Here is a 10,156-nt window from a genome sequence, read left to right as displayed (position 1 = left end):
GGCCAGATCGTCGAGCACGCCCATCATCACGAGATCATCGACGCCTTGAGGCGGGGAGATCGGGCGGCGGCGCATGCTGCGCTGGAGGCTGACATCACCCGTTCGTTCCGTTTTCTCAATCTGACGAAGTGAGTCCATGACCCCAAACATTGAGCGTATCCGCCTGGGCGGCGAACTGGATGTCTCGCGCGTCCTGACCGGGCTCTGGCAGGTGGCCGATATCGAGAAAGAAGGGCGACTGATCGATCCGGAGGTCGGTGCGGACTGGCTCTCGGCCTATGCTGCGGCAGGGTTCGATACGTTCGACATGGCCGACCATTACGGCAGCGCGGAACTGATTGCCGGGCGGCTGCTCGCGCGGGGAGGCCAGCCGCGCCCGCGCATGCTGACGAAATGGTGCCCGCCTCCCGGGCCGATGACGGCCAGGGTTGTGCGTGAAGGCGTGCAGGAGCGTCTTTCCCGCCTGGGTGTCGACCGCGTCGATCTCCTCCAGTTCCACTGGTGGACCTTCGAGCACCCGGCCTGGCTGGATGCGCTCCACGAGCTGGCGCGCCTGCGCGCGGAGGGGCTGATCGGCGAACTGGGCGTCACCAATTTCGACGCGGCGCATTTCAATCTTGCACTGGCCGATGGCGTGCCGCTGCGGACCAATCAGGTCAGCTTCTCGCTGATGGACCGGCGCGCCGCCGGCGATCTTGCGGAGGTCTGCGCACGGTATGATGCGTGGCTGCTGGGCTATGGAACCCTGAACGGTGGGTTCCTGTCCGAGCGCTGGATCGGCCAGCCAGAACCCCGGGAGATCGCCGACTGGTCCAAGATGAAGTATCATCGCTTCATCAAGGCGGCCGGCGGCTGGGAAGCATTCCAGGCCGTGCTGCGCGCAGCGGCCGGCATCGCGCTCAAGCATGGGGTCTCGGGTTCGAATGTCGCGACGCGCTGGGTGATGCAGCAGCAGCGCGTGGCCGGGGTCATCGTCGGTGCGCGCCTTGGCGAGGCAATCCATGTCGATGACAATCGGCGCCTGTTCTCCTTCTCTCTCGACAAGGAGGACCTTGCTGCGCTCGAGGCGGCCTTCGCCGGCACGCAACCCATCCCCGGTGATTGCGGTGACGAATACAGGCGCCCGCCCTTCCTGACAGCTTCTGGCGACCTGTCCCACCATCTGGACCATGTCGAGAGGGCCTTCGTCCGGCATCCCGCGATCAATGGTGCGGAGCGCGTGCTGACGGGCTCATCCTGGGAAGATATCGCCGGCTACTGCCGCGCCCAGCGGATCGGCGATCGCATTCTTGTCTCCGGCACGACGGCAATCGCAGGAATGTCGCGGGAGGTGGCGACTGCGGACGCCGGAGCTCAGACCACCTATATCCTTGACCGTATTGTTGCGGCGGTGACCTCGCTCGGCGGCAGGGCCGAGGATATCGTCCGCACGCGCATCTATATCACCGACGAGGCCGATGTGCTGGCCATTTCCAGGGCGCATGGCCGCGTGCTTGGTGACATCAAACCGGCCAATACGCTCGTTCGTGTTGCCGGTCTGATCGGCGACCATCGGGTGGAGATCGAGGCAGAAGCGATCGTCCGCTCGCATGCAGGCGGATAACCGGACTGGCCGTCGACGCCGGGGCAGGATGCGCCGCTCCGGTCGTCGGACGCTCAACTAGGCGATGCTGCCATGCACATCCGGATCGCCAATCCCAGCAGAACGGTTGCCTGGACGCAGTCTAGCCGGTTCCGAGCTTTGCTCTTGCCTGTACCGCCGCGAACTGGGCGGCGAAAATTGCCGCCGTCTCGCCGACATGCCGGTCGAGGCGTTGCAGGGCGGCCGGCTCATCCCGGGCGAGCACTGCGTCACGCAATTCAGCATGGTCCTGATGCGAGAGGATGCGCGCGAGGCGCGCGTCCGGCGGCCCTGCCTGTCCGGCCCGTAGGATGGCCAGCCGGTAGCGTTCAATCTGCTCGATCGCCTGACGATGGAACCGCCGGAGCCACGGCGCTTTCACCCCGTCGATCAGAGCAAGATGAAAGGCATCGTGCCGCTGGCCCCAGAGGGCGATGGCCTCGGCATCCTGGCCCGGACGGGGCGGTTCGCAGCGCGCGAGGAAATGGTAAGCCGCGACAATGCCGGCCTCCCATTCGTCATTCCCCGCGCGCATCGAGCGGATCAGCGCCTCGCGCTCGAAGCCAAGGCGCAGATCAAGTAATTCGGTGAGCTCGCCCACGGAAAGCGGTGCCGCTCTGTAGCCGCGCTGCTCGATCGCGACGGCCAGGTTCTCGGCTGCGAGACGCGCCAGAGCCTCGCGGATCGGTGTCGGGCCCAGCTGGAAGCGTTGCGACAATTCGTTGGGGCTGAGACGCGAGCCCGGCGCGAGCGAGCCCGCAACGATGGCCGCGCGCAGTACGCGATAGGCCTCGCCGGTCCGGCTTCGGGCATGATCAGCAGGCGTACTCACAGGATGGTCCTGACGCTCCACAGCTCGGGAAAGAAGCAATAATCCAGGGCGCGCTTGAGGTAGGAGAGCCCGGCTGTGCCGCCCGTGCCGCGCTTGGCGCCGATAATCCGAGTGACCGTGCCGAGATGGCGGAACCGCCATTGCTGGAAGGCATCCTCGAGATCGACCAGCTTCTCGGCAAGCTCGTAGAGTTCCCAATGCGTCCCGGTGTTCCGGTAGATCTCCAGCCATGCCGCCTCAACGCTCGGGTCCGGTTCGTGGGACTTGCGAACATCGCGCGCAAGCACCGCCGGATCGATCGAAAAGCCCCGACGCGACAGGGCGCGGATCGCCTCGTCATAGAGGCTTGGCGTGGCGAGCACGTCTTCGAGATGGCGATGCACGCCGGGCTGGTGGCGGAACGGCGCCAGAAAGGCCTCGCGCTTGTTGCCGAGCAGGAATTCCAGCTCGCGATATTGCTGCGACTGGAAGCCGGAGGCCGGCCCGAGCTTGTCGCGGAACTTCAGGTAGTCGGCGGGAGTCATGGTCGAGAGGATGGACCAGCTCTCGATCAGGATCGACTGGATGCGGGAGACGCGCGCCAGCATCTTGAAGCTGGGTCCGAGCCGGTTCGCCCGGATCTCGCTGATGGCCGCGTGAATCTCGTGCAGCATCAGCCGCATCCACAGCTCGGTCGCCTGATGGATGACGATGAAGAGCATCTCGTCATGCTCGGCGCTGACGGGGCGCTGGAGCTGCAGCATGTCGTCGAGCGCGAGATACTGACCGTAGCTCAGGCCGCCCCTACCAAAATCCGAATAGGCGCCTTCCGGCAGATTGCGGTTGTCGGTCATGGCATGCCCCTCATGTCACCTTGGCGCGGGTGCGGAATTCGGCGCGCTGCCACTCGCCGGCCGCCATCACCGCCTTGAGATGCGCAACCGCGTCGAACACATCGGCAAAGCCGAGATAGAGCGGCGTGAAGCCGAAGCGCAGCACATCCGGGCTGCGGAAATCGCCGACCACCCCGCGCGCGATCAACGCCTGCATGATCGCGTAACCTTCCGGATGCCGCAGGCTGACCTGGGAGCCGCGTGCCGCTGCCTGGCGCGCGGAGGCGAGGCCAAAGCCGGAGCACTCCTGATCGACGAGCCTGATAAAGAGGTCGCCGAGCTGCTCGCTCTTCCGCCGCAGGGCATCGAGATCCACGCCGTCAAACGCGTCGAGTGCAGCATCCAGCGCCACCAGCGACAGCAGGTTCGGTGTGCCGCAGATGAAACGGCCGATTCCCTCGGCGGGGCGATAGTCCAGATCGAAGGCGAAGGGCGCGGCATGGCCGAGCCAGCCCGACAGCGGCGAGATCGCGCTGTCCTGGTGACGCGGCGCGACATAGAGGAAGGCGGGCGCGCCCGGCCCGCCATTCAGGTACTTGTACGAACAGCCGACCGCAAAATCCGTATCGCAGCCGGCCAGATCGAGCGGCATCGCACCTGCGGAATGCGCTAGATCCCAGAGCATCAGCGCGCCATGCTGATGGGCCAGCGCGGTGATCGCCCGCATATCGTGCATGCGCCCGGTGCGGTAATCGACATGGGTGAGCATCACCAGCGCGGTATCCGCGTCGATCGCGCTCGCCACATCCTCGGGTGCGACTGTTGTCACGCGCACGCCCTTGGCCATCATCCCGGCGACACCGCTCGCCATGTAGAGGTCGGTCGGGAAATTGCCGGTGTCCGAGAGGATGGTGCCGCGGCCGGGATTGAGCGCGAGCGCGGCCGCCACCAGCTTGAACAGATTTATCGACGTCGAATCCGCCGAGATCACGCTGCCCGGCTCCGCACCCACGAGGCGCGCGATCCGGTTGCCGACCTTCTGCGGTAGGTCGATCCAGCCATGCTTGTTCCAGGAGACGATCAGATCCTTGCCCCACTGGTTGCGGATCAGATCGACCACGCGCTCTTCAACACCGCGCGGGAGCACGCCCAGCGAATTGCCGTCGAGGTAGATCTGTCCTTCAGGCAGCAGGAAGGCCGCGCGCTTGGGGGCGAGCGGGTCGTCCCGGTCCATCGCTTCGCAATCGGCGCGAGAAAGGGCCATGCTTCTGTCCTTGGCTTCACAGGGTTCTGAGGACGGCGCGCAGTGGCGCCGCATCGCATCCGGCAATGCGCAGCGGCGGTGCGATCAGCTCATATGGACCAGGCGCGACATGATCGAGCACCAGCCCCTCGATGATCGCGATCCCCCGCCGCTCGATGGCGTGATGGGCGTCCAGCGTCTTGGAGTCGGTCGGATCGACCGAAGCCGCATCGACGCCGATGAGCCGGCAGCCACGATCGGCGAGCGCCTCGACCAGGGCGGGAGAGAGACCGCGCAGCCCGGCATCCCATGTTTCCGGATAATGCTCGTACTGGCGGATCAGCACGCGCTCGACCTGCGCGGGCAGGGCAGGGAGCACCCGTTCCGGTTGGATCGGCCCGTCTCCGCCACGGGCGTCGACCAAATGGCAGGGGCCGATATACCGTTCGAGTGGCATCGCATCGATCGCCCGCCCGTCGGCCTCGAAATGCAGCGGCGCATCAGCATGGGCCCCGACATGGCTCGAGAGCGTGATCCGCGAGACATTCACCGGGCAGCCCGGACCAATGGCCCAGCTCCGCTCCGCCTGGAACGGCGTGTCGCCGGGCCAGCCCGGCATGCCGGCCTGGAAGGCAGGCGAGATATCGATGAGGGCCACGGGCGACTCCTAAAAATCGATTTTATTTAAGAATATCGATTTTTAAAAAGCAAGCGGACTCCATCGCGCGGCGCAAGACCGGCGAGTGATCGGCCCCCACTGAGTGGTCCGGCTGGAATGTTAGGCTTCGTGGACAAAGGTTGACGTGAGACTCTGAGATTGATTCAAGGCTTCTTTTTGGAGGATGCCTTGGGTGAGCGGATCGGTCTGACGGACGAGGAATGGGCGGTGATCGGGCCTTTGCTGCCTGCGGAGCGCGGGCGTGGCTGTCGGCCTGCGGAGGATAACCGCCGCTACTTCGAGGGCATGATGTGGCTGGCGCGGACAGGTGCGCAGTGGCGGCATCTTCCTGACGAGTATGGCAAATGGAACAGCATCTTCCGGCGCTACCGCCGCTGGCTGGAGGTCGGGGCCTTCGACGCCATGCTGGAAAGCCTGGCGGAGATGGTCGAGCGAGACCCCACCGCCGACATGATCGACAGCACCATCGTCCGGGCACATCACTGCGCAGTCGGCATAAAAAGGGGACTCAACAAACCGAGGCGCTTGGCCGATCGCGCGGCGGCTTGACCACCAAGCTCCACGCCCGGTGCGATGCCAGAGGACGCCCGCTCGGCTTCGTCGTGACGGGCGGAGAAGCGCACGACATCAAGGGCTTCGCGCCGTTGATGCGCATGATCGCCGACAAGATCGAGGCCTTGCTGGCTGATAAGGGGGGACTGTCGTGAATCTTGTGCTTGGGGCCATACTGACGCCGATGGAGGCGCATATGGCAATCAAGAAGGACATACTGGATCAGCTTCTGGCAGGGCGTGATCCGAAAGACGTTTTCGCCAAGGATGGCTTGCTGGATGACCTGAAGAAGGCGCTGGCCGAGCGGGCGCTGAACGCCGAGCTGGATGATCATCTCGAGGGCGAGGCTGCCGCTGGCAAGCCGAACCGTCGCAATGGCTTTTCGAAGAAGACGGTTCTGACGGAGACGTCGAAGCTGGATCTACGGATTCCGCGGGACCGCGAGGGCAGTTTCGATCCGAAGCTGATCGCACGATACCAGCGCCGGTTTCCTGGCTTCGACACGAAGATCATCTCGATGTATGCGCGGGGGATGACGGTACGCGAGATCCAGGGCCATCTGATGGAGCTTTATGGCCTCGACGTCTCGCCGGACCTCATTTCGACGGTGACCGATGCGGTGATGGAGACCGTTGCCGAATGGCAGAACCGGCCGCTGGAGACGAGCTATCCGCTTGTTTTCTTTGATGCCATGCGGGTCAAGATCCGCGACGAAGGCCTCGTGCGCAACAAGGCAGTCTACCTTGCCCTGGGCGTGCAAGCCGACGGCACCAAAGACATTCTCGGCATCTGGATCGAGACGACAGAAGGCGCCAAGTTCTGGCTCCGGGTGATGAATGAGCTCAAGAACCGCGGTGTCGAGGATATCCTGATCACGGTCGTCGATGGGCTCAAGGGCTTCCCGGAAGCCATCAATGCGGTGTTTCCGCAGGCACTGGTCCAGACCTGCATCGTACATTTGATCCGGCATAGCCTTGAGTTCGTCTCATGGAAGGATCGGAAGCCGCTCGTGCCGGCCCTTCGTGAGATCTATCGGGCAAAGGACGCCGACGCTGGTTTGGCGGCCCTCGACGCCTTCGAAGCCGGCGATTGGGGCAAAAAATATCCCGCCATCACCGGGGCCTGGCGCCGGAATTGGGATCGGGTCATCCCGTTTTTTGCGTTTCCCGAGGCCGTTCGGAAGATCATCTACACCACCAACGCCATCGAGGCGCTGAATTCGTCGCTCCGCCGCGCCGTGAAAATCCGGGGCCATTTCCCGACTGACGAGGCCGCAATGAAGCTGATTTTTCTCGTCTTGCGCGATGTCACCAAGGAGTGGAAAATGTCGGCTCGCGAATGGACCGAAGCAAAGTCCCAATTCGCGATCCTGTTCGAGGAGCGGTTCAAAATCGCATGAGGTTCAACCCGCCCCGAGCACAAAATTTCAGATAGTCCCTCGTTCAGCACCTTTCCCGGGGGACGGCCACGCCGCTTGAAGGCCGGCGGTGGGGTGATGGAAGCCTTCGAACGCACATGCTCCGGGATCAGATCGGCGTGTTGCCGGAGGCGATAGCTTGCGCCCTCGATCTGGATCACGACGGCATGGTGCAACAGCCTGTCGAGCAGCGCAGTGGCGACAACAGGGTCTCCGAAGATATCGCCCCATTCCGCGAAGCCGCGGTTTGAGGTGAGGATCATGGCGCCCTTTTCGTAGCGGGCGTTGACGAGTTGGAAGAACAGGTTGCCGCCGCCAGGGACGACAGGCAGGTATCCGATCTCGTCGACCACAAGGAGCTGCGGCCTTGCGAGGTAGCGGATACGCTCGCGCAAGGTCCCCTCTTTTTCAGCCTTGGCCAGCGAAGTGACGAGATCGGCAAGGGTCGAGAAGGCGACACTCTTCCCGGCCTTCACGGCCTCGACCGCGAGCGCCGTGGCGAGATGGCTTTTGCCGGTGCCAGGTGGACCGAGCAGATGCACGACCTCGCCCCGGTCGATGAAGGTAAGCTCGGCGAGTGCCAGGATGCGGTTCCTGTCGAGCGAAGGCTGGAAGGTAAAGTCGAAGCCGGCAAGCGTCTTGATTGCGGTTAGCCTCGCAACAAGCAGCGCCATCCTGATGCGCCGGTTCTCCCGGACCGAGAGCTCTTCCATCAGGATCTGGTCGAGGGCGCCGATAGCGTCGATCTCACCCTGCTCGATCCGGCGCACAGCCTGATCAAGCACTTCCAGCGCTCGCGGCATGCGCAAGGCAACCAGGCTCTTCTTGATGCTGTCGAGTGTGGTGGGTTGTGGATTACGGATGGCGGTGCTCATGATCCGGCTCCAGCGCCTTGCGCGGCGAGCCTGTCGCCGATTGCCTGGTAAAGGGCAAGCGGGCGGCTTGGTACCTGATCGCCGGGCCGGAGGAAGGTCAGCCCATCCTCGCTCTGTCGCGGATAGCCATGCGATCTCGCGCGTGACGCATTCCCCTGACGATGGGCAGGATTGATCCGGTATTGCTTGCGGCCTTCCACAACCGGATGGCAAGCGACGAGGCGACCGCTATCGAGGATGCGGATCTCATGGGCCAGTTGATGCACTTCGACGATCCGGCGCGTCCGGTCCGGGACGCTGTAATAGTTCCCTCCAATCGCGACGACGCCGTCATGGCTCACCCGCCGCTCCAACTTGATCAGCGCGTCGAAGGGCCCAGCCGGGAGAGCTTGAAGCTCCGGTCGCTCGGCGGCAAAGGCTTCCGAGACGATGCGGTTGGTGGTCCCGTGCAAGCGCACATTCGCCACCGTGCCGAGCCAGTCAGCAAGCTGCCGGTTCAGATCCTCCATGTTCCGGAAGCTGCGTCCAAGGAAGAAGTCTTCGCGGATGTAGCGGAAGGGACGCTCCACCTTGCCCTTGGTTTTCGCCCGATACGGTTTGCAAGCCTTCGGCAGGAAGCCGTAATGCTGGGCCAGCGCCAGAAGCGACCGGTTGTAGATGATGTGCCCCTCGCTATCCTCACCCGTGACCGCCGTCTTCATCCGGTCATAAAGGATCTCGACAGGGACGCCGCCAATCGCCCCGAACGCGGCCATATGGCAGCGGAGCAGCGTCTGAAGGTCCTGATGCAGGACAAAGCGGGCGAAGATGAAGCGCGAATGGCCCAGCACGAGACTGAACAGCCAGATGATCCGCGTTGAACCCGGCTCATCCTCGAAGGCAACCACGAACCGGGCAAAATCGACCTGCGCCTGCAAGCCGGGGGGCGTCTCGAAGCGGATCTCAAACGGCTTCGGCCCGTTATCGGGCCGAAGCGCAGCGACAAGCCGCTTCACAGGCGAGTAAGCCCCACCATAGCCGCGCTCGCGGATTTCGCGAAGGAGCCGGGTCGCTGTCAGGTCCGGGAAGGACGACAATCGTTCCCGGATAAAGTCGACAAACGGTCGTAGCTTGCCCGGCCGGCCCACCTGCCGGGGCCCATAAACAGGGGGCTCAAGCCCCCGCTCAATGTACTTGCGGATCGTTTTCGGATCCCGGCCAGTTCTGCGGGCGATGGCGCTGATGGACAGGCCTTCCCGGTGCAATCCCAAAATCATCACGAGTTCTCCAAGCTGTATCACTCGCGCCGCTCCGTGCCCCGTCTCCAACGACGGCATGATCGGCGGCATCGAGAAGAATCTGGCCTGCGGAGGGCGCGCCCTCCACAGGCCAGACAACGTGCTCAGAAAGGGAAAATTCAAAGGCCACATTCAGGGAGTATTCGGTGGCCAGTGACATGCGGGCGGCAAGCGCCATGTCGAGGGCGTCGAGCACCACGCGAGTCTTCAGGTCCGCCGAGAAAGCCCAGCCGACGATCCGGCGCGACCATGCATCGAGCACAACCGCCAGGAACAGGAAGCCTGCGAGCGTGGGAACGAAGGTGATGTCCGCGACCCAGAGTTCGTTCGGCTTCGCGACAAAGAAGTTCCGGCGAACCAGGTCATTGGCAGGGTGATGATCAGGATCGCGCCGCGTCGTCTTCATGCTTCGGCTCCGGCTTGCGCCGACAATCCCGGCAGCCTTCATCAGGCGGGTGACGCGCTTCTTGCCGATGGCCATGCCTTCCGCCTTGAACTCGGCATGGACGCGCGGCGCGCCATAGGTCCCGCGCGAACTCGCATGGATCGTGCGGATCCTGCGGGTCAGATCGAGATCGGCGCTTGCCCGTGCCGAAGCCGGCCTGCCGCGCCCGGCGTAGTAGCCTGACGCGGAGACCTTGAAGACGCGGGCCATGGACTTGATCGGGAACACGGCCTGGTGAGCGCTCATGAACCGGAAAACCCGTTCGGGCTCGCCTTGCTCTCGCGCGCAAACCAGGCCGCCGCCTGTGACAGGATGTCGCGCTCCTGACGCAGGCGGTGGTTCTCGCGGCGCAGCCGCATCAACTCCTCGCGCTCGGCGGTCGTCGGACCATCGCTGCGCTTAC

Annotated in this window: 10 protein-coding genes and 1 pseudogene; 4 read left to right on the top strand and 7 right to left on the bottom strand. The window is 64.1% G+C overall.

The features are described from left to right. The first annotated feature begins 136 nt into the window (after positions 1-136). Positions 137-1,603 (top strand): aldo/keto reductase, encoded by a 1,467-nt coding sequence (locus tag ACKODO_RS11150; protein WP_408983502.1) that lies wholly within the window; start codon positions 137-139, stop codon positions 1,601-1,603. A 121-nt stretch (positions 1,604-1,724) separates the two neighbouring features. Here the strand turns inward: ACKODO_RS11150 and ACKODO_RS11145 are convergent, their stop codons facing one another. Genes ACKODO_RS11145 through kynB form a run of 4 tightly spaced genes read right to left on the bottom strand, consistent with a single transcriptional unit; the run spans position 1,725 to position 5,166 of the window. Then, on the bottom strand, positions 1,725-2,453 hold the full coding sequence (locus ACKODO_RS11145) for a GntR family transcriptional regulator (protein WP_408983501.1): 729 nt from the start codon (positions 2,451-2,453) through the stop codon (positions 1,725-1,727). Next, positions 2,450-3,286, bottom strand: a complete 837-nt coding sequence (gene kynA / locus ACKODO_RS11140) for a tryptophan 2,3-dioxygenase (RefSeq protein ID WP_408983500.1) — start codon at positions 3,284-3,286, stop codon at positions 2,450-2,452. The genes ACKODO_RS11145 and kynA overlap by 4 nt, the downstream gene beginning before the upstream one ends. Before the next feature lie 10 nt (positions 3,287-3,296). Then, complete coding sequence (gene kynU / locus ACKODO_RS11135; RefSeq protein ID WP_408983505.1) at positions 3,297-4,529, bottom strand: kynureninase; 1,233 nt, start codon at positions 4,527-4,529, stop codon at positions 3,297-3,299. A 16-nt stretch (positions 4,530-4,545) separates the two neighbouring features. Then, complete coding sequence (gene kynB / locus ACKODO_RS11130) at positions 4,546-5,166, bottom strand: arylformamidase (protein ID WP_408983499.1); 621 nt, start codon at positions 5,164-5,166, stop codon at positions 4,546-4,548. A gap of 159 nt (positions 5,167-5,325) precedes the next feature. Between kynB and ACKODO_RS11125 the strand changes: the two genes are divergently transcribed. The 3 genes from ACKODO_RS11125 to ACKODO_RS11115 are packed head-to-tail and all read left to right on the top strand — an operon-like array spanning position 5,326 to position 7,138. After that, entirely contained in the window at positions 5,326-5,736 is a 411-nt protein-coding gene (locus ACKODO_RS11125) for an IS5 family transposase (protein WP_408983498.1), read from the top strand. Next, positions 5,733-5,894 carry a transposase gene (locus ACKODO_RS11120; protein ID WP_408983497.1) on the top strand — a complete coding sequence of 54 codons (162 nt, stop codon included), beginning with the start codon at positions 5,733-5,735 and terminating at the stop codon, positions 5,892-5,894. Before ACKODO_RS11125 ends, ACKODO_RS11120 begins: the two co-directional genes overlap by 4 nt. Before the next feature lie 41 nt (positions 5,895-5,935). Next, positions 5,936-7,138, top strand: a complete 1,203-nt coding sequence (locus ACKODO_RS11115; RefSeq protein WP_408983504.1) for an IS256 family transposase — start codon at positions 5,936-5,938, stop codon at positions 7,136-7,138. 38 nt (positions 7,139-7,176) lie between these two features. On the opposite strand, the pseudogene istB reads toward ACKODO_RS11115, so the two are convergent. From istB to ACKODO_RS11100, 3 genes and pseudogenes are all read right to left on the bottom strand, one after another. Beyond that, a pseudogene (istB, locus tag ACKODO_RS11110) lies at positions 7,177-8,031 on the bottom strand (IS21-like element helper ATPase IstB); the annotation flags it as partial. After that, entirely contained in the window at positions 8,028-9,311 is a 1,284-nt protein-coding gene (istA, locus tag ACKODO_RS11105) for an IS21 family transposase (RefSeq protein WP_408983496.1), read from the bottom strand. The pseudogene istB and the gene istA, both read right to left, overlap by 4 nt. After that, a complete protein-coding gene (locus tag ACKODO_RS11100; RefSeq protein ID WP_408983503.1) occupies positions 9,196-10,047 on the bottom strand; it encodes an IS3 family transposase in 852 nt (283 codons plus the stop codon). The genes istA and ACKODO_RS11100 overlap by 116 nt, the downstream gene beginning before the upstream one ends. Between the last annotated feature and the right edge of the window lie 109 nt (positions 10,048-10,156).

Origin of the sequence: Rhabdaerophilum sp. (assembly GCF_046092605.1) — a bacterium.
Classification (GTDB): domain Bacteria; phylum Pseudomonadota; class Alphaproteobacteria; order Rhizobiales; family Beijerinckiaceae; genus Rhabdaerophilum.
Note: the sequence above shows the minus strand (reverse complement) of the source record. Positions and strands in the feature narration are given on the sequence as shown.

What these genes read in the sequence shown, in the direction of transcription:
- kynU (WP_408983505.1), bottom strand. Translation starts at nt 4,529, where the DNA reads ATGGCCCTTTCTCGCGCCGATTGCGAAGCGATGGACCGGGACGACCCG.
- kynA (WP_408983500.1), bottom strand. Translation starts at nt 3,286, where the DNA reads ATGACCGACAACCGCAATCTGCCGGAAGGCGCCTATTCGGATTTTGGT.
- ACKODO_RS11115 (WP_408983504.1), top strand. Translation starts at nt 5,936, where the DNA reads ATGGCAATCAAGAAGGACATACTGGATCAGCTTCTGGCAGGGCGTGAT.
- ACKODO_RS11150 (WP_408983502.1), top strand. Translation starts at nt 137, where the DNA reads ATGACCCCAAACATTGAGCGTATCCGCCTGGGCGGCGAACTGGATGTC.